Origin of the sequence: Cohnella sp. GCM10012308 (genome assembly GCF_042649185.1) — a bacterium.
Lineage (GTDB): Bacteria > Bacillota > Bacilli > Paenibacillales > Paenibacillaceae > Cohnella.
Map to the genome: position 1 here is coordinate 23,333 of NZ_JBHRYU010000018.1, position 19,423 is coordinate 42,755.

Sequence of the window (19,423 nt, forward strand, 5' to 3'; positions counted from 1 at the left end):
TATTACTTCTTGGTTGCGAGGAAGGCGTCGACCTGCTTTTGCGTTTCGGCGATAATTTTGTCGAGGCCGTTTTTCTTTTGCTTCTCGATATATTCGTCGACCGATTTCTCCGGGTCCTTCACCGTGCCGAATTCGATCGGCTTGTTGAATTCCTCGATCGCCTGGTCGCGCTTGGCCAACTCGTTTTTCATCGGCTCCTCGGAGACGAACAGACCGTCGAGCGGAGAGTTGACGTTAATCGGCTCGCTCGCGAACTCGGCCTCGTGCAGCCAGAAATCCTTGGGATAGGTCGACGTCGGACGCATGAACTGCGGCTTCCAGAACGCCCATTGGCCGCCCCACTCCATGTAGTTGCTCGTCGTCGTGCTCATGCCGTCGGGATAGACGGCCGTATCGCCGTCAAGCTTGTACGTCTTGCCCTCGATGCCGTATTGCACGAGATCGTACAGCGTGCGGTCCGTCTCGATCATGTCTAGGAAGCGCAGTACGCGATCCGGATGCTTGGAATTGCGGTTGATCGCGGCGACGTTGGCGAGCGGCGTGCGATTGACCTGCTTTTTGTCCGGATAGATGAGCGACGAGTCCAGCTTGAACGACGGATCGGAAAAGCCGGGATCTGCGTTGACCCATTCGTGCGAGGTGAGCGTGAACACCGACTTGCCGTTGCGCCATTCGGCCGCGCCGTCCGTCTTGTCGATCATCGCGTCGCGGTTGATCAGCTTCTCGTCGTACCACTGGCGCGCCTTGACCGCGGCTTCCTTGTAAAAAGGCTGCTGCTCGATCGGCTGGATCTTCATCGCCGGATCGCTCAGGTAGTAGCCGAGTCCGTGCTGGTTCAGGTCGATCCACTCTTCGCGGATCTTGATCAGCGTCAGCGGACCGGTACGGTTGAGCTTCATGTTCGGATATGCCTTGCGGAGCTCGCGCAGCAGGTTTTCCGTGTCCTCGATCGTCTTGACCGAGTCCTTGCTTACATTAATGCCCGCCTTCTCGGTGAGATCCGAGCGCCAGGTGACGAATTGCCGCTGATTCATCTTCATCGTCCACGGCAGGCCGACGATATTGCCGTCGATCGTCGCCGCGGAGAGCGTGCCCTGCTCCTCGTACTTCTTGTACAGATTCGGCGCATACTGCGGCAGCAGGTCGTTTAGCGCCATGTAGGAGCCCTTGGCCGCCATCTGGTTGTAGGACAGCCAGTCGCCGTCGAAGTTCAGGTCCCAATTGTCGCCGGAAGCCGCCATGACGAGCATCTTGTCCTTGAAGTCGTTGAACGGGATAAAGTTGATGTCGAACTTGACGTTCAGGCCTTTGTCCTTGACATAGTCGCTGACTTTGGACCATACCTCGTCGGTAGCCGCCTTCTTGTCGCCGCCGAAGTAGAACTTGAGGGTGACCTCGTCCTCTGCCTTGGCCGTAGAGCTAGGACTCGCGGCTCCGCTGGCGCTGGCACTGGCGCTTGAGCCTGCCGTTGCCGTACCCGACGGACTTGCCGTGCCGTTGTTGTTATTGCCGCCGCAGGCCGACAGCATCGTGCCCAGCAGCATGACGCCGGCAAGCACCGCGGTAGTCGATTTCCCCTTGCGCATGTGAACCTCTCCCCTTAATTGTGAGATATATACTATCACGGCCGGAGCCGTTATAGTCAACCTTTGACTGCGCCTACCATGAGGCCTTTGACGAAGTAGCGCTGGACGAACGGATACAGGAAGATGATCGGCCCGATCGTAATGACGGTGAGCGCCATCTTGATCGATTCGGACGGGATCGTCGCCGAGATCTGCTGCATGGCCGCGGCGTTGCTGGAGCTCTTGAGAAACTCGACGTTGGAGACGAGCGTCCGCAGCAGTAGCTGCAGCGGCTGAAGCTCCTGTTTGTCGATGAACATAAGCCCGAGAAACCAGTCGTTCCAGTAGCCCAGGGCGACGAACAGGCCGACGGTGGCGAGCACCGGCACGGACAGCGGCGCGATGAGGCGGAAGAAAATCCGGTATTCGCTGGCGCCGTCCATTTTCGCCGATTCGTACAGGTCCTCGGGGATCGCCATCATGAAGTTGCGGATCAGGAACATGTTGAAGGCGTTCGCGAGCGGCGGCAGGATCATCGCCCACAGCGTGTCCTTCAGATCGAGATACCGGACGCAAATGATGTACCAGGGCACGAGCCCCCCGCTGAACAGCATCGTGATGATGACGTAGATGGAAAGTACGTTGCGGTATTTGAAAGATCGCCTCGCCATGACGTATCCGCCCATGCCGTTCACGATGATGGACAGCGCGGTGCCGATAACGGTGACGAGAATGCTGATGATATAGGCGTCGACGATCCGGCTCGAGCCGAGCAGCAGGATCTTGTAGGAGCTCAGCGTCACATGGCGCGGGATGAGCGCGTAGCCGTAATTGACGATGTCGTTCTCGGTGCTGAGCGAGCCGGAGACGACCATGATGAAGGGGAACAGGCACGCCAGGCTGAACAGCAGGACGATCGTGCCGATCGCCGCCTGACTAAGCGAAAATCTTCTGGTGAGCATCGATATCAGCCTCCTTGCCAAAATTGCGGTAGTGGTTGCATGCGCCGCGAGCCGTCGGAACCCGATTAAAAGATCGCCGAGTCTCTGTCGATTTTGCGGGCGGCATAGTTACTGGAGAGCACGAGCACGAAGGCGACGACGGACTGCAGGAAGCCGGCCGCGGAGGCCATGCCGATATCGCCGGATTGGCGAAGGCTGCGATACACCAGGGTGTCGATGACGTCGGTCGTAGGGAACAGCAGCGTCGCGTCCCCGACCATGGCGTAAAACATCCCGAAATCCGCGTTCATGATCCGGCCGATCGCCAGCAGCGTCAGAATGACGACGGTGGGCCGCAGCATCGGCAGGCTGATATACCGGATCTGCTGCCACCGCGAAGCGCCGTCGATCGAGGCGGCCTCATAGTACGAGTTGTCGATCGAAGTCAGGGCGGCCAGGTAGATGATCGTGCCGTAGCCCGTCACTTTCCACCGGATCGCGATGGTCAGGATGAGCGGCCACAGGCCCGCTTCGCTGTAGAAATCGACGGGTCCGGCGCCGATCCACTCGAGGAACCGGTTGACTGCCCCTGTCTCGTAATTAAGCAGGTTGTAGGTGAACACGCCGACGACAATCCAGGAGATAAAGAACGGCAGGAACGTCAGCGATTGGGTGACGCGCTTGAAGTACTTGTTCCGCAGCTCGTTCAGCATGAGCGCGAAGCCCACTTCGAAGATCAGGCCGACGGCGATAAAGAGCACGTTGAGCAGGATCGTGTTGCGGACCGCGCGGAAGGCGGCATCGGAGGACAGCAGGTAGTCGAAGTTATTGAACAGCGGGTGCATCCAGTCGCTTCCGAATATGCCCTTTTGGAAGTCGAAGTTTTTGAACGGAATGATCAGTCCTGACAGCGGCAGGTAGCAGAACAAAAACAGCAGCGTCGCGACGGGCAGGAACATGACGATCAGCTGATGGTTTTGCATAAGGTCCCGGACCAGGCCGTTTCGGCGTTTCATGCGCGATGTTCCTTTCTGTTATCGTGATACCTTTATGATAAAGGGGGGCCGCACGCCCGGCCATGAGCGGATCTTATCCTTTGCGGTCCGTGAATGTCCTGTTCCGGGGGAAGCCTCCGCATGCGTAAAAAAGAGCCGTCCCTATTCGGGTCGGCTCTTGTCTTCTTTGTCCAGTATCGGATGCCGCAGCGCAATCTTCGTGCCGAACGCGGGTCCCGTTTCGATCTGCAAACGGTAGCCTTCGCCGAAATAAAGCTTCAATCGATTGTTAACGTTGCGCAAGCCGACGCCCTTCGCGTTCTCGGAGCTTCGGCTGCCGGGAGGCTCCTCCATGTCGAGCTTCGCCAGCGCCTCGGGCGGTATGCCGCCCCCGTTGTCGATAATATCGATCGCGATATCGCCGCCCTCGCGGCGCGCCGATATGAGAATTTTCCCGCTCTCGAAGTCGTTGCGGATGCTGTGCTGGATCGCGTTCTCGACCAGCGGCTGGAGCAGCAGGCGAAGGAACGGCAGCTCCTTCAGCTCGTCGTCGACGCCGTACAAGATCCGGATCGGCCTTCCCATCCTGGCCTGTTCGATCTGCACGTAGGCTTTTACCTGCTCCAGCTCTCTGCCGAGCGTCGTAATCTCCTTGCCCTGGTTCAGGCTGAGACGCAGCAGGTTGCCGAGCGCGGCGACCATTTGCGCCACTTCGCCCGCGCCGTGCTTCTCGGCCTTCCAGCGGATCGACTCGAGCGTATTGTACAAGAAATGCGGATTGATCTGATGGCTCAGCACTTGAAATTCCAGCTCTTTCTTGGCGCGCTCCGCGCGCGAGGCTTCGACGATCAGGCCTTCGATCTTGCGGATCAGGCTGCCGAAGCCCCGATACAGCCATCCGACCTCATCCTGCCTTCGGGACGGCGGAATCTGCTGCTGATAATCGCCGGACTCCAGCTTGCGCATATAACGGACCAGGCGTACGATCGGCTGGGTAAAGGAGGCCGTAATATACAGCACGACGCCCACGCAGCAAATCAGATAGCCGATCAGAAAGTAGACGGTCGCCCGGTTGATCTCGTCGATCGTGCCCGTCAGATCCTTAAGCGGCGTCAGGCTGACGATCGCCCAGGGCTCGTTGTCCATCCGGACGAAACTCGCCAGGTATTTGCTCCCGCCGAGCGCGATCGTTTTCTCGCCTTCGCTGTCTATGCGGAACTGCTCCACGAAGCCGGAAGAAGGGAACGGCGTGCCGGTCCAGCCGTTTTCGAACGAATCGTACAACACGACCCCGTCGTCGTTCCTCAGCAACAGGAGCCGCTGCTCGATCATTTGCCCGCTGGGCGAGAAAAAACGTTTGAATTGGTCTTCGGACACGTCCGTGGCGATGATGCCCCGCGGCGTCTGGTCGTACAAGCCCGAGAAGCGTTTGACGTAAGTAAGGAGCGGACGCTCCAGCCTGCCCTGCTCCGGCAGCTTCAGGTACCAGGACGGACTGACCTGCGCGGCGGATTGACGGAACCATGCCTGCGCGCCGACGTTCGGTTCGCCGATCGTGCTGAGATAATCGGCATAGTCGTCGGGGTCGATCGGATAGACGCCGACCCGGAAGGCATCGACGCTCGACGTGCGCTGGTACAGCCAGGTCAGCAAGTCGACCGTAAACGATTCCTCGCTGGCCGCGCCGTCTCCGGTCGGCTGGAGCAGATCCTGCAGCCGTTTGTCGCCGATCAGATCGTTTACTTGCTCGTTCAGCGCGCTCAGGTAGTTCTGGAAGTTTTTGCGCACCTGCAGCAGGTAGTTGTTGGTCATCGACAGGTTCGCGTTCGAGATGCCCTCGATCGACTTGACGTGCGCATAATAGGCGAACCATAAAAAAGGGACGACAATGATCATGAAGAAGATCAATATCATCCGGTTGCGAAGCGACGAGGCGAGCCGCAGCGAGATCGCCTTACTCATCCGCGATGCCCTGCAGCCTGCGGTATTCCTTCGGCGTCAGCCCAGCCTGCCTTTTGAATACTTTGGTAAAATGTACGGGATCCTTGTAGCCGACCTGCGCGGAAATCTCGTAAATTTTATATTGCACGTCCGCCAGCATCCGCTTCGCCTTGTCCATGCGAATGTCGGTTAAATATTCGAGAAACGTTTTGTGCATCTCTTTTTTAAACAGCTTGCTCAGCCAGACGGGGGTCACGTGCACCTCGGCGGCCACGCTCGGCAGCGTGAGGCTCTCCGCGTAATGCGCGCGGATGAACTTGTCCGCCTCCTGGATGATCTGGCTCGGCGGCGCCGCGTGGCTTCGGAAGTCGACGGCCATGGCGAGCAGGAACTGCTCGGACTGCTCCCGCAGAGACTCGAGCGTGTCGAACTTCTCGAGCCGCTCCCAGACGATGACCGGATTGCGCTCCCAGGACCGGTCGGTCCAGCCGAGCGCCGCCGCTTTTTTGAACAGGCTGAGCAGCCATTCGAAAATCCGCTGCTGCGTATCGCGGATATGGCCCGCACCCCAGCACTTCACCATCTCGACGAAGCGGTCCATCGCCGTGCGGATATCCTCGTCCGTACCGTAGCGGACCAGGTCCAGCACCTCGTCCGTCTGGGCGATGGACGGCACGTCCCGTTCGGCCTCGTTTTCCCAGCCGAGACTCGTCAGCATGCGGTTGCCGCCGTAGACGGCCTTCTGCATCAGCGTGTCCTCCGCTTCCTGATACAGCGCATGCAGACGTTTGGTATCACCGCAGCCCGAGCTGATCGCGACGCTCACGTTCACCTTGACGTACTGGTTCACGCGGCCGATCAACAGCCCGGCCAGCTCCTTGCAGGGCTCGAGCCAGCCGTTCTCCGGACACTCCAGCACGATGGCCCACCGGTTCTTCTGGTCAGCCACAAGGACGGACAGATGCGGCGTGTCCTCCTCGAGCGTCTGCTTAGCGACGTTGCCGATGCCGAACAGGATCAACTCCTTTTCCAGCCGCGAGCCGTCCCGCGTCTCGATCGACCTCAGGTCGTCCACCTCGACGAGCAGCAGCGCCAGACGCCCGCCGAGCAGCCAATCGAGCTCCAGCGTCCGCAGCCTGTGCAGAATTCGCGTCTCCCGGTACGGATCGTACGGCACCTCGATCAGCTCGCGCACGACCTCGTCCCGCATCTTTGGCAGGGCGGAGTTCAGATGGCTCTGCAGCCGGCTCTGGCGCTCGCGCTCGAGGCGTTCCTTGCGCAGCTGGCCGATCATGCGGATGACGATCTCTCCGAGCTCGCCGGTATTGATCGGCTTCAATATATAATCCATCGCGCCCAGCTTCATAGCCGTCCGCACGATGTCGAAATCGTCGTAGCCGCTGATGACGATCCCTTTCCACCCCGCGGGTCGCTCGGCGGACAGGCGCTCTAGCAGCTCAAGCCCCGACATGCGGTTCATCCGGATATCCGTGACGACGAGATCGGGCATACGCGCTCTGGCAATGTCCAGCGCCGTATCGCCGTCGTCTGCGACCACGGTCTCCTCCACCCCGTATTCGGCCCAGGGAATTTGCGTTCGCAGCCCTTCTCTAATTTCCAGTTCGTCGTCCACGATCAGAGCCAGCATGAGGGTCTCCCCTTTCCCATGAAACCGCTATAGTAAAATACGGACATTCGTCAGAAAAGCATACCCTCGGGGCTCGCAAAGCGCAATGAGCATATCTTAGCTTTTATGGTGCGATTGAATCTCTTTTTGCGCGGAGTGCCGGCGAGCGTGTGTGGTGAGTTTGGGGCGGTTGAGCGGTTGGGGCGGTTGGGGCGGTTGGGGCGGTTGGGGCGGTTGGGGCGGTTGGGGCGGTTGGGGCGTTGGGATCGGTTGGGGCGGTTGAGAACGAAAATTATGGACGTTACCGGTTCGACTCATTACAATGGAAAGTATGAGACGAAGCACGTCCCTCTTCATTCCGCGCGAATGGAGACGGGGCGTTTTTTATTTTTAAGGAGAAAGGTTGTTGTGCGAATGATGGAATTTGAGCAAGCCCATGCCGGGTTTATTGCCAATCATTTGGCCCGGCGGACCGGGGAGCGCAGAGGACGTCTCGAACGCGGACACCGGGAGGCGGAGAAGCTGTTTTGCCAGAACGTATGGTGGCGGCTTCGCGGAAATTTCGAGGGGCTGCACCCCGAGTACGAGGTGATGGATTGGCGGGGCATATCCTATTTCTGTGACTTCGTATGGATTTTGATGACCGTCAAAATCGTCATCGAGATTAAAGGCTTCGGCCCGCATGTTCGGGATATGGACCGGCAAAAGTATTGCAATGAGCTGAACAGAGAAACGTTTCTCGGAGCAATGGGTTATCAGGTCGTTTCCTTCTCGTATGACGACGTGGTTGCCCGGCCGGATCTGTGCGTCACGCTGCTGCGCATGCTCATCAGCCGCTATCAGGCGGAGGCCGTCCCCGTCGGGGTGAACGGACTCGCGGAGCGGGAGACGATTCGCTTGGCATGCGGTCTATCCAGGCCGCTGCGTCCGATCGACGTAGAAGCACACTTGCAGGTCAACCATCGCATCGCCGTCAGGACGCTGCAGTCGCTGAGCGAGAAAGGACTGTTCACGCCGCTGTCGGGCAACCAGGGCAAACACATTGTGAAGTATCAATTGAATCCGGCCGCGCTTAGGCTGCTGTAAGGGCGAACTGGTGATGGCGCGTATATAAGTGGGTGAATGCTGATTTGGTGCGGGTGCGGACGGTGTGTTGGGGTAGGCGGCGGCTGGAGCGGGCGGCGATGAGTGCGAGCAGTGTGTTGGGGCGGGCGGCGATGAGTGCGAGCGGTGTGTTGCGGCGGGCGGCGGTTGGGGCGGGCGGTGTATTGCGACGGTTGGGGCGGGCGGTGTATTGCGACGGTTGGGGCGGGCGGTGTATTGCGACGGTTGGGGCGGGCGGTGTATTGCGACGGTTGGGGCGGGCGGTGTATTGCGACGGTTGGGGCAGGTGGCGGCGAGTGCGAGCAGTGTGTTGGGGCGGGCGGCGGTTGGGGCGGGCGGCGAACAGACCCATCCGATCGGACACTATTACTAAGAAACCTGCATTTATACAGGCTTTTTCGTGTCAGTTCCCCCTTAAGAGTCAAATTCCTGCATCTATACATCCTTTTTAATCTTTTGGGTCACTTCAACGGCCTTTCTGCCGAAAAGCCTGCATATTTGCAGGCTTATAATGCGGCGTCAACCTTTGGCATTAAAAGCCTGCTTATATGCAGGCATTTAATCAAATCCATTTAAAATCCACTATTTCCGGATTCCAAAAACGCCTACCACACTACCATACAAGTATGGTAGAATGGATTTTGTCATCATAAGCTGTTTCACGAGCAATTTCACAAGCAGTTTCACAAGCAGTTTCACAAGCAGTTTCACAAGCAGTTTCACGAGCCATTTCACCGCAATTTCACAGGCAATTTCACGAGTAATTGCATCGTCCGAACGGAGGAACCGCACCATGTATACGAACGGACGCGCACAGGAGCCCTCGGCGCGGGAAACGGTCTACGCGAAGCTGAAGGAACAGATTCTGAATCTGGAGCTTGCTCCCGGCACCGCCCTGTCCGAGAAGGAATCTTCGCTCGTGCTGGGCGTCAGCCGGACGCCGGTACGCGAGAGTTTCGTGAGGCTCGCCCAGGAAGGCCTCGTGCAGGTGCTGCCGCAACGGGGAACGTTCGTCTCGCTGATCGATCCCGCGCTGGTGGAGGAAGCCCGCTTCATGCGCGAGCATCTCGAGCGGGCCGTGGTCAGGCTCGCCTGCGCGCATTTTCCGAGCGAACATCTCCATGCGCTAGAGGACAATTTGTCCCTGCAGCTGAAGAGCATCGAGCGCGAGGACGACCGCAGGCTGTTCGAGCTGGACGAAGCCTACCACCGGATCTTGTTCGACGGCTGCGGGAAGCTCAATACGTGGCGCGCGATCGGGCAGATGAACGTCCATCTCAACCGCAGCCGAATGCTGCGGCTCGTGGCGGACCGCCATTGGCAGCATTTGTACGAGCAGCATGAGACGATTTATCGGGCCGTCAAGGACGGCGATGCCGACCGGGCGGAGCGCCTCATGCAGGAGCATCTGCTGCTCAGCGTTCGCGATCTGGCGCATCTGATGGACAAGTATCCGCAATATTTCGTATCGGGAGGAGACGGCAAGCCATGAGAATGACGTTCCGCTGGTTCGGCACGGGAAACGATACGGTCTCGCTCGAGCAAATCCGGCAGATTCCGGGCGTCGAGGGGATCGTGTGGTCGCTGCACGACACGCCCGCCGGCGAAGAGTGGCCGATGGAGAAGATTGTGGCTTTACGGGACGAGGCGCACGCGGCCGGACTCAACATTGACGTGGTTGAAAGCGTGAACATCCACGAGGATATCAAGCTGGGGCTTCCGAGCCGGGACGCCTACATCGAGAACTACAAGCGCACGCTGGAGAAGCTGGGTCAGGTCGGCGTCAAGGTCGTCTGCTACAACTTCATGCCGGTATTCGACTGGCTGCGGACCGAGCTGCACAAGGAAATGGAAGACGGCTCCACCGCTCTGTTTTATGAAAAAAGCCGGATCGACAACATCGACCCCTTCGAGCTGGTCCGCCAGATCAACGAAAACTCGGAGCTTACGATGCCGGGCTGGGAGCCGGAGCGGCTCGAGCATTTGACCGCTTTGTTCGAAGCTTACAAGAACGTAACCGAAGAGGATCTCTGGGAGAACGTACGCTACTTCCTGGACGAGGTCATTCCCGTCGCCGCCCGGTGCGGCATCAAGATGGCGATCCACCCGGACGATCCGCCGTGGCCGATCTTCGGTCTTCCGCGCATCATGACGAGCCAGGCCAACTTCCGCCGGTTCCTCGCGCTGCACGACAGCCCGTACAACGGCATCACGCTGTGCAGCGGCTCGCTAGGCGCCAACCCGGACAACGATATCGTGGCCATGATCCATGAATTCGCTGACCGCATCCCGTTCGCGCATATCCGCAACGTTCGCGTGTACGAAAACGGAGACTTTATCGAGACGTCCCACCGCACGCAGGACGGAACGGTCGATATTGCCGGCATCGTCAAAGCTTACCACGACGTCGGCTTCACGGGTTATGCGCGGCCGGACCACGGTCGCCATCTCTGGGGCGAAGTATGCCGTCCTGGTTACGGTCTCTACGATCGCGCGCTCGGCATCATGTATTTGTGGGGACTGTGGGATGCGGCGGCGCGTGCCGTTGCGGACGCGGACGCCAAGACCGAGGAGGCTGCGGTATGAGCGCGAGTCTCCTCCCGATTCACGAGTCGCTGGCGGGCAAAGTCGCTGTCATCACCGGCGGCTCGGGCGTCTTGTGCCGCGTGATGGCCAAGGAGCTCGGCCGGCAAGGCGCCAAGGTCGCCGTACTTAACCGGACGGTCGAAAAAGGCGAACAGGTCGCCGCCGAGATTCGCGCGGCGGGCGGCACGGCGATCGCCGTCGCCTGCGACGCCACCGACGCGGACAGCGTGCGCGCGGCCGAAGCCGTCGTCTCGCGGGAGCTGGGTCCGTGCGACATCTTGATCAACGGCGCCGGCGGCAATCATCCGAGCGCCAATACGACGGGCGAGATTTTCCGTCTAGAGGACCTCGGGCGCGAAGGCGTGACCACCTTTTTTGACCTGAGCGCCGCGGGCTTCCGAGGCGTGCTCGACCTGAATCTGATGGGGACGCTGATTCCGTCCCAGATTTTCAGCCGGTCGATGGCCGAGAGAGGCAGCGGCGTCATCGTCAACGTCTCCTCGATGAGCGCTCCCTCGCCGATGACCAAGGTGCCCGCCTACAGCGCGGCCAAAGCCGCCATCAACAACTGGACGCAGTGGCTCGCTGTGCATCTCGCCGAATCGGGCATTCGCGTCAACGCGCTGGCGCCCGGGTTTTTCCTGACCGAGCAAAACCGCGCGCTGCTCAAAAACGAGGACGGCTCGCTGACGGAGCGCTCCGGCAAAATCATCGCGCACACGCCGATGCGCCGGTTCGGCCAGCCCGAGGATCTGCTCGGCACGCTACTATGGCTCGTCGACGATGCGGCGTCCGGCTTCGTGACCGGCGCCTTTATCCCGGTGGACGGCGGATTTATGGCTTACTCCGGCGTGTGAACGTTAGAAAAGTCTACGCAGCGTCGAACAACGAAAAGCCCAGCAGGATACGGATCGCAGCGGAATCGTCCGCTCAGCCATCGTATCTGTCGCCGGGCTTTTTTACGTCGCAGATTATGTCGCTGACATCGTTATTTCATAGCTAGCAGCTCGCTGGCCGTCACGAAGACGTACCCTTCCTTTTTCAGCGTACGCACGAGCGCTCGCACCGCTTCGACAGTCTGGGACCGGTCGCCGTAGCCGTCATGGAAAAGCAAAATGCTGCCCGGCTCCGCAACGGCGAGCGAGGCTTCGAGAATATGGTCCGCACCGGGCATCTCCCAGTCCCGCGCAGCGCCGTTTACGCCGCCGACGACCGGGTAGCCAAGCTCGCGCGCGATGCGTTCGACCTGCGCGTCGGTCGCCAGATAGGGCGGACGAAATGTCGCAGGCAACGCGCCGACCGTCTCGCGGATCAAGTCGCTTGTGCGGACAAGCTCCGCCCGGACGGCCTCTTCGTCCAGCTCGGTTAGATGGGGATGCGTGTACGTATGATTGCCGATCTCATGGCCCGTCTCCTGCACGAGCCTCGCCGTATCGGGATAACGCGCGATCTGCTCGCCGGTCATATAGAACGTCGCGCGGCCTCCCTCTTCGCGGAAAATGTCCAGCATCTGCGGCGTAAAGTCGGGGTTCGGGCCGTCGTCGAAGGTAATGGCAACCGCTTTGACGGAAGTGCCGTGAATCGAGATCATGTCGGATGAATCGCGCGATCGGGTTTCGGCCTGGCTCATTCGGGCAACGTCTCCTTATGTACGGAAATGAAAGGCTAACTGCTTTCCACCACGGAATAAAACTTACTTCAGCAATTCGTTCTTCCAAAAATTAGATTAAACGATTGCCGCGATTTTTTCACTCTTTTTTAAGAGTTGCTAAAGCCGTGCTTGTGTGCCGGCTATAAGCGCTTTAAAGCATTATATCGGCGGGAAGACCCGGCTTCGCCTTCATCCGCCGCGCCGCCCGGCTTGGGACGGCGCGGCGGCATGTCGTTTACTCATAGTGATTGCGCCTGAGCGCGATGCGGCCGACGAGCGCGACGACGCCGTACAGCGCGATCGAGAGCACCGCGAGCATCGCGATGGCGACCATGACCATGTCCATCTGGAACACCTGGCCACCGTAAATGATCATATAGCCAAGCCCCGCTTTCGACGACAAAAACTCGCCCATGATGACGCCGACGAGCGTGAGTCCCACATTGACCTTCAGCGTCGCGATGAGGTTCGGGACGCTCGCGGGCAGCAGCACCATCCGCAGCGTCTGCAGCTTGGTCGCGCCGAACGACTCCATCAGCTTCAGCTTCGTCTGGCCGATCTCCTTGAAGCCCGATTCGAGCATCATGATCGAGACGATGACCGAGATGGCGATCGCCATGCCGTACACCGAGTAGCGGTCCCCGAGCCAGATGTAGAAGATCGGCCCGAGCGCCACCTTGGGCAGCGCGTTCAGCACGACCATATACGGCTCGAGCACCTTGGACGCGTACGCGGACCACCAGAGCGCGACGGCAATGGCCGTGCCGATCGCCATCGACAGCGCCAGTCCGATGACGGTCTCCGACGTCGTGACCCAGGCGTGATGCCACAGTCTGCCCTCGAGCGCCAGGCTTTGGAATGCGGCCACAAGCTGCGACGGACGGCTCGTCAACATGGCGTCGACCCACTTACGGTCTGCGGCCAGCTCCCAGATGCCGAGGAACGCCGCGAGCAGCGCGACTCTCGCCAGCCAGACGGCCATGCGCAATCGCCGCTGCGCTCGCAAGTATTTCCTATACTGCGGCGAGGCCGGGGCGGCTGGTTCGACGGCCGCAAGGCCTTGTGAGCCTTGCTTTTCGTTATCCGCGTTCGACGACATGACCCTCCAGCTCCCTCCATATCGCGTTAAAATACGAATGGTAACGGCCCGCTTCCCGCTTTTTCCAGGGAGACAGCCCCTCGCCTTCGTCGAAGCCGATGTCGTGGACGCTAGCAATCTTGCCCGGCCGCTTCGACATGACCAACACCCGGTCGGCCATGCCGATCGCTTCGGAGATGTCATGCGTCACGAGGACGGCCGTCTTGCCCTGGTCCTTGATAATATGATAAATCTCGTCGGCCAGCGTCAACCGCGTCTGGTAGTCCAGCGCGGAAAAGGGCTCGTCGAGCAGCAAGATGTCCGGCTCAGCCACAAGCGTCCGGATGAGCGCCACCCGCTGCCGCATGCCGCCCGACAGCTGGGCCGGGCTGTGCCCCGCGAACCCGCCGAGACCGTACCGCTCGAGCAGCTCGAGCGCCCTTTGCTTCGCCTTCTTCCTGTCCATGCGCCGGATCTCCGCGCCGACGAGCAGGTTGCTCAGCAGGTCCCGCCATTCGAACAGATGGTCGTGCTGAAGCATATACCCCACCTTGGGGGAGGCGCCGCGCACCTCCGCCCCGTCGATCAGCACCTTGCCCTTCGTCGGTTTTTGCATGCCCGAAACGAGGGAGAGCAAGGTGCTTTTCCCGCAGCCGCTCGGTCCGACGATGCTGATGAATTCCCCGCGTTCGATCGCGACGTTGATGTCGCTCAGCGCCTCGGTTTCCTGCTTTAACGTAAAATAGCTCAGTCCGACGCCCTGCAGCTCGATTTGCGACATCGGTTCATCCCGCCTCTCCGATCCGCTGGACGAAGGACATATCGACGATTTCGTTCATATCGGCGATCTTGTCCTCGGTCTTCAGCACGCCGTTGTCGATCAGCACGCTTTGCAGCTTGTCGAACGCTTCGGCGGTCAGTACGGGCGTTGCCGGCCAGGTATCTTGCTTCTGATAACGGCGGACCGATTCGACGATTCTCTCCTTCGGCGTTCCCTCGAAATACGGCGTGAGCGCCGCCGCGATCTCGTCGTCCGATGCGCTTGCAAGCCAGGCAGTCGCCTTGGCGACGGCGTTCACGAAGCCCTGGATAACCTGCGGATGCTTCTCGATATAGTCCGTGGTCGCGACGAACGACGTCTCCGGGAAGTCGCCGAACGTCTCGCCGAGCGAAGCGGCATAGTAGGCTTTGCCTTCCGCGATGAGCATGGACGCGACCGGCTCGAACAGCTGGATATAATCGCCTTGCCCGCTTGCGAATGCGCCTGCCATCGCCGGCGCGGCGATGTTCGTGACGACGCTCGCCCCCTCCGCGCCCTCGGCTTTAAGCGCCGAAGCCATCACCATCTGCGGCGCGCTGCCCGGACGCCAGCCGATGATTTTTTTTCCTGCGAGCGAAGTCCAGTCGAAGGCGTCTATCTTGTTGCGGGACAGCAGGAACGAGCCGTCCTTCATCGTCAGCTGGTGGAAAATCTTGAGCTTCTTTTCGCCTTGCTGATTGTAGATATAAATGGCGGTCTCCGGTCCGACGAGCGAGATATCCGCCGTTCCCGCGATGAGCGCGGCCGCGCCCTTGTCGGAGCCCTGGGCCGTATTCATGTCCAGCTTCAGGCCCTCTTCCTCGAAGTAGCCTTGAGAGATTGCGGCGTAGTATGGCGCATAGAAGATCGAGCGGATGACTTCGGAAAATTTGATCGTCACGATCTGCTTCGGCTTATCGGACGGGCTCGGACTCGGATCGGCGGCGGACGGCGAGGGGGATGCGGACGTTGCGCTCGGGCTTGCGGACTTTTCGTTCGCGCTGCCGCATGACGCGGCGAACGCCAGCAGCAGCGCGGCGAGCAGCAGCATGACGGGTCTTGTCGGCTTGAACATGTTGTTGGCCTCCCTATGGAATGGATGCATGGGACGGACGGCGGGCGATCTCCTCCTCTTCAGGCGCCGCGAGCTTAGGTCAAGCTCCGTGCGCAGCATCGCATGGCCCGGATCCGAGAAGGAAATGCATTATATGCTAGGCGGGCTTTTCCCGCGCCCCGTCCAAGCCGGCCGTACCCGCCGCGATGCGGCCGCACCGCGAAAAAAAACGCGAACGGCATTAAAAACGCCGATCAAGCGCATAAGGCGATCATCCTTCGATAATCGCGATATGCCTTGATCGGCATTCACATCGGCAAATAAATTTGTTAGGCCGGCAATTCGTTCGGCGCTTAGCTAGACTCGCCCTCCAGGCCGATTCGAATCGCTTCCTGTACGCCTTCCCAGTGCGCCTTCATCTCTTCGCGGGCGGCCGGCCCTGACAGCTTGTCCTGATGAATGCTGATCGTGGCGCCCTGCTTGGCCGGAAGCACGCGGATCTGGAGCGATGACGGCGCTTCCCAATCGCGCTTCATCCATTGCAGCCGCATATGGGACAGGGGCTTGACGACCGTGAACCTCCCCGAGTCGCCTTCCCGCGTCGCGAAGTTCTCCCCTTCGCGAACGACGGCGCCCTCGTTTTCCCCAAGCCAGGCACGCAGACCCTCCGCGCCGGTCAAAAAGCCCCACGCCGCCTCTACCGTAACCGGTACCGTCCTGCGCACGCCGATCTGATAACCCGCGTCCTTCGTTTTGCCCACAGCGCTCTCGGCTTCGCGCTTGATCGTCTTATCCATTCTTCCGTCACTCCCCCATTCGGAATAACTAGGCGTCAACGCCTTCTCGAACAAAGCCGCGCTCGATTCGATTACGTCCGCCATGGACACTTCGGACAACGGATCGCCGCCGTACAAGCGAGAGACGAACGCGCCGAAATGCATCCACATGAACGTCATCGCCTGCATGCGCGTATCCGTTTCGATCAGTTTGCCTTGCAATCGCATCTCGTTAAGGTAGTCCGCAAGCAGCTCCAGCATCTTTTTCGGATGGCGCTGCGCCTTCTCCCGTACCCCGGCGAGCGTATCGTCCTTAAGCACGATCAGGTACAGCTTGCGGTTGCGCGCCATAATCTCGTGATAGACCCGGCCGATCGACCGCAGATCCTCGCCGAGGTCCCAGACGATTTTCTCCTCGAACGCCTTGGTCATCTCAACGGCATAATGGTACCGCTCCACCGCCTGCTCGAGCAGCGTCAGCTTCGTGCCGAAGCGCCGGAACAAGGTCATCTCGCTGACGCCCGCCGCCGCCGCGATTTCCTTGGTCGATACGCCCTTGAAGCCCCGCTCGGCCATCAGGTCGATGGCGGCTTGCATCAGCTTTTCTCCGCTGTCGGTTTCGTCTTGCGGGATAAAGTCCGCCCTCCTTCAGCCCGTTAGTTAGTGATCACTAACATACAATATATTTAATACGATACTGTTTTTAACCTTGATTTGCAACCTTTGATTTGCAACCTTGAAGTTTTGTGAAACCAGACAAAAAAGCACGCTCCCGGGAACGTGCTTTACGAATCTGTCGGCCGCTTTATCCGCTCGCCGGCGCAAATCGGTTCGTTGCTTTGCCGGATCCGGATTTTATGCGGCGGGATTGAAAGGACGCGCCTAAGTACTCGAACTTCACGTTGGGATAGCTGCCTTTGCGCGTTCCGTCCTTGCAATAGACGATTTTCGTTTTGTCGGGATGGACGACGAGGCCGTGCGCCTTTAGCCGACCGCGGATTTGGCTTAACAGCGCTTTGGCCTCCGCCTCGCTTTTGCAGTGACACACAATGTCGTCGGTATATCGTTCAAAGGGCACGTGAGAACGATTTTTTTTCATCCACGAATCAAAAATGCCGTGCAAATAAAAGTTTCCGAGCAAAAAGTTTAGTTTGTTGCCCTGCGCGAGTCCTTTTTTCTTTTGAATCAAAGCGCCGGATTTCGTTCGTTCGGGCGATTTAATCGTGCGTTCCGTATAGAGCAATACCCAACGGTTGCGGATATGACGTTTTAGCATGTTCATGAGCAGCTTGTGATCGACGCTGTCGCCGAAGCTCTGAATATCGAGCACGACCGCCCAGTCGTAACGGAGACATCGACGGCCCGCGACGCGGATCGCTTCTTCGCGCGCTTGTTGCTTTTGCCTGTGTCCGTACGAATTCGGATGAAACAGCTTTTCGAGGCGCGGGTACAGTTCGTTTTTTAGCATCGTCTGTACGATAAAGTCATTGACCGTCGGAATGCCGATGGCCCTTTTTCCGCCTTTCCGCTTGGGAATATACACCCTGCGGACCGCAGACGGCCTGTACGTGCCGGAGGTCAATTGGTCGCGCTGCTCGCGCAGCCGCTTGGCCAGATTCCGCTTATAGTCCTGAATCGTTTGTCCGTCCACGCCGACGACTTTGGTTTTCCTGGATTGCTTGAACGCTTCTCGAATCAATCGGGGCGATATTTGAAACCGGATAGCGCGTTTCACGCGAACCCCCCTTTGAATGAATGCGGCCTGATCCCTACTTTATATGTTGCTGCGTTTTATTTGATTGTGCCGGTATCCCACCGGGGCTGTTCCCGATTATTGCAGGTTGACGGGAATGCATCAGTTCGCTAAACTGAATTTAGTTAAAAGGTATTAACTATTTGTATTTGAATTATTAAATGAGTTGAAATAAAAAGAATCGAGGTGGCCGGACTGGACAAGCAAGAGACGCTGTCTACGTTATTCGCGAATCAGATGCTGACGGTCGTCGCGAGCTACGCCAAGCTGCTGGAGAGCCATATGACGGCGCCGCAGTATTACATGCTCCAGACGCTGGCACGCTCGGACCGGATGACGGTATCGCAATTTGCGAGCCTGCTGGACGTGTCGCTGCCCGCCGTGACGAATCTGAGCGGCAAGCTGGTAAGCAAAGGGTATGCGGAACGCGTCGTGTCCGAGGAGGATCGCAGGCAAGTTTTCCTGAGAATCACCGATGCCGGCCTGGCGTTCGAGAAGCGCATGCTGGACAAGTACAAGGAACTGACGAGCGGGATGTGGGACGGGTTCTCGGAGGCGGAGACGGATCTGCTCATCGAGGCTTACCGCAAGATGTCCGCGCATTTACAGACGAAAGTATAAAACGGGAGGTTATCGATCGTGGGAAGATTGGACAACAAGGTCGCGATTATTACGGGAGCCGCAGGCGGCATGGGTAAAGCGGACGCGCTGCTGTTCGCGCAGGAAGGCGCGAAGGTAGCGATCACGGACCTGCAGGAGGAGAAGCTTCAGGAGGTCGTCAAGGAAATCGAAGCGGCCGGCGGCACCGCGATCGGCTTCAAGCACAACGTCGCGTCCGAGGAGGACTGGGTTCGCATTGTGGCGGAGGTCGTCAAGGCTTTCGGCAAAATCGATATTCTGGTCAACAACGCAGGCATCTCCAACGCTACGCCGTTCCTCGAGATGACGGCCGAAAGCTGGGACAAGACGATGTCGATCAACGTATCGAGCGTCTTCTACGGCCAGAAGCACGTCATCCCGCACATGATCGAAGCCGGCGGCGGCTCGATCGTCAACATCTCGTCGATCGCCGGCCTCACGGGCGGCAGCGGCGCCGGACCTTACACCGCCAGCAAGGGCGCGGTGCGCATGCTCACCAAGGCGACGGCCGTCGACTACGCGCAGTTCGGCATCCGGGCAAACTCGGTCCATCCGGGCTACATCGAGACGCCGATGACGGCGGGCATTTTCGACGACGACCGTATGACCAAATGGGCGCTCTCCCAGACGCCGCTCCAGCGGCTCGGCAAGCCCGAGGACATCGCGCGCGGCGTCCTGTTCCTGGCGTCGGACGAGTCGTCGTACATTACGGGCGTCGAGCTGCCGATCGACGGCGGCTATTACGCCAAGTAAGCCCGCTTCGGGGTCCGTTCAGTCCCCGAACGCGAGTTGCAGTTAGCCTTAGCCTTTCCCGGCTTGCGCGCCTCCAATCGTCCGAGGAAGAGGCGGAGATCTTCGCGATCCCGCCTCTCCCTCGGACGTGCGCCCGGGAAGGGCTTTTTGCGATATGGGCG

Annotated in this window: 17 protein-coding genes; 6 read left to right on the top strand and 11 right to left on the bottom strand. The window is 59.4% G+C overall.

The features are described 5' to 3' along the window. Positions 1-2: 2 nt before the first annotated feature. The 5 genes from ACFOTD_RS19110 to ACFOTD_RS19130 form a co-directional block, all read right to left on the bottom strand. On the bottom strand, positions 3-1,586 hold the full coding sequence (locus tag ACFOTD_RS19110; RefSeq protein ID WP_378121540.1) for an extracellular solute-binding protein: 1,584 nt from the start codon (positions 1,584-1,586) through the stop codon (positions 3-5). 56 nt (positions 1,587-1,642) lie between these two features. Continuing rightward, complete coding sequence (locus ACFOTD_RS19115; RefSeq protein ID WP_378121541.1) at positions 1,643-2,527, bottom strand: carbohydrate ABC transporter permease; 885 nt, start codon at positions 2,525-2,527, stop codon at positions 1,643-1,645. Positions 2,528-2,592: 65 nt separating this feature from the next. Then, positions 2,593-3,522 carry an ABC transporter permease gene (locus tag ACFOTD_RS19120; RefSeq protein WP_378121542.1) on the bottom strand — a complete coding sequence of 310 codons (930 nt, stop codon included), beginning with the start codon at positions 3,520-3,522 and terminating at the stop codon, positions 2,593-2,595. Between the two features lie 141 nt (positions 3,523-3,663). Then, a complete protein-coding gene (locus tag ACFOTD_RS19125) occupies positions 3,664-5,463 on the bottom strand; it encodes a cache domain-containing sensor histidine kinase (RefSeq protein WP_378121543.1) in 1,800 nt (599 codons plus the stop codon). Further along, positions 5,456-7,090 carry a response regulator gene (locus ACFOTD_RS19130; RefSeq protein ID WP_378121544.1) on the bottom strand — a complete coding sequence of 545 codons (1,635 nt, stop codon included), beginning with the start codon at positions 7,088-7,090 and terminating at the stop codon, positions 5,456-5,458. Before ACFOTD_RS19130 ends, ACFOTD_RS19125 begins: the two co-directional genes overlap by 8 nt. A 393-nt stretch (positions 7,091-7,483) precedes the next feature. Between ACFOTD_RS19130 and ACFOTD_RS19135 the strand changes: the two genes are divergently transcribed. From ACFOTD_RS19135 to ACFOTD_RS19150, 4 genes are all read left to right on the top strand, one after another. Beyond that, positions 7,484-8,155: a DUF559 domain-containing protein gene (locus ACFOTD_RS19135; RefSeq protein WP_378121653.1), complete on the top strand. Its 672-nt coding sequence runs from the start codon at positions 7,484-7,486 to the stop codon at positions 8,153-8,155. Positions 8,156-8,966: 811 nt separating this feature from the next. After that, on the top strand, positions 8,967-9,665 hold the full coding sequence (locus ACFOTD_RS19140) for a GntR family transcriptional regulator (protein ID WP_378121545.1): 699 nt from the start codon (positions 8,967-8,969) through the stop codon (positions 9,663-9,665). After that, on the top strand, positions 9,662-10,759 hold the full coding sequence (uxuA, locus tag ACFOTD_RS19145) for a mannonate dehydratase (RefSeq protein ID WP_378121546.1): 1,098 nt from the start codon (positions 9,662-9,664) through the stop codon (positions 10,757-10,759). The genes ACFOTD_RS19140 and uxuA overlap by 4 nt, the downstream gene beginning before the upstream one ends. Further along, positions 10,756-11,616: an SDR family oxidoreductase gene (locus ACFOTD_RS19150; RefSeq protein ID WP_378121547.1), complete on the top strand. Its 861-nt coding sequence runs from the start codon at positions 10,756-10,758 to the stop codon at positions 11,614-11,616. Before uxuA ends, ACFOTD_RS19150 begins: the two co-directional genes overlap by 4 nt. Positions 11,617-11,747: 131 nt before the next feature. Here the strand turns inward: ACFOTD_RS19150 and ACFOTD_RS19155 are convergent, their stop codons facing one another. The 6 genes from ACFOTD_RS19155 to ACFOTD_RS19180 form a co-directional block, all read right to left on the bottom strand. Beyond that, positions 11,748-12,389: a polysaccharide deacetylase family protein gene (locus ACFOTD_RS19155; RefSeq protein ID WP_378121548.1), complete on the bottom strand. Its 642-nt coding sequence runs from the start codon at positions 12,387-12,389 to the stop codon at positions 11,748-11,750. Between the two features lie 256 nt (positions 12,390-12,645). Continuing rightward, on the bottom strand, positions 12,646-13,509 hold the full coding sequence (locus ACFOTD_RS19160; RefSeq protein WP_378121549.1) for an ABC transporter permease: 864 nt from the start codon (positions 13,507-13,509) through the stop codon (positions 12,646-12,648). After that, entirely contained in the window at positions 13,490-14,269 is a 780-nt protein-coding gene (locus ACFOTD_RS19165; protein ID WP_378121550.1) for an ABC transporter ATP-binding protein, read from the bottom strand. The genes ACFOTD_RS19160 and ACFOTD_RS19165 overlap by 20 nt, the downstream gene beginning before the upstream one ends. A 4-nt stretch (positions 14,270-14,273) precedes the next feature. Then, positions 14,274-15,362: an ABC transporter substrate-binding protein gene (locus ACFOTD_RS19170; protein WP_378121551.1), complete on the bottom strand. Its 1,089-nt coding sequence runs from the start codon at positions 15,360-15,362 to the stop codon at positions 14,274-14,276. A gap of 332 nt (positions 15,363-15,694) precedes the next feature. After that, on the bottom strand, positions 15,695-16,714 hold the full coding sequence (locus tag ACFOTD_RS19175) for a TetR family transcriptional regulator (protein ID WP_378121552.1): 1,020 nt from the start codon (positions 16,712-16,714) through the stop codon (positions 15,695-15,697). 208 nt (positions 16,715-16,922) lie between these two features. Beyond that, positions 16,923-17,852: a reverse transcriptase domain-containing protein gene (locus ACFOTD_RS19180; RefSeq protein WP_378121553.1), complete on the bottom strand. Its 930-nt coding sequence runs from the start codon at positions 17,850-17,852 to the stop codon at positions 16,923-16,925. A gap of 204 nt (positions 17,853-18,056) precedes the next feature. Between ACFOTD_RS19180 and ACFOTD_RS19185 the strand changes: the two genes are divergently transcribed. Further along, complete coding sequence (locus tag ACFOTD_RS19185) at positions 18,057-18,491, top strand: MarR family transcriptional regulator (RefSeq protein WP_378121554.1); 435 nt, start codon at positions 18,057-18,059, stop codon at positions 18,489-18,491. An 18-nt stretch (positions 18,492-18,509) separates the two neighbouring features. Further along, on the top strand, positions 18,510-19,262 hold the full coding sequence (locus ACFOTD_RS19190) for an SDR family NAD(P)-dependent oxidoreductase (RefSeq protein WP_378121555.1): 753 nt from the start codon (positions 18,510-18,512) through the stop codon (positions 19,260-19,262). Positions 19,263-19,423 lie beyond the last annotated feature (161 nt).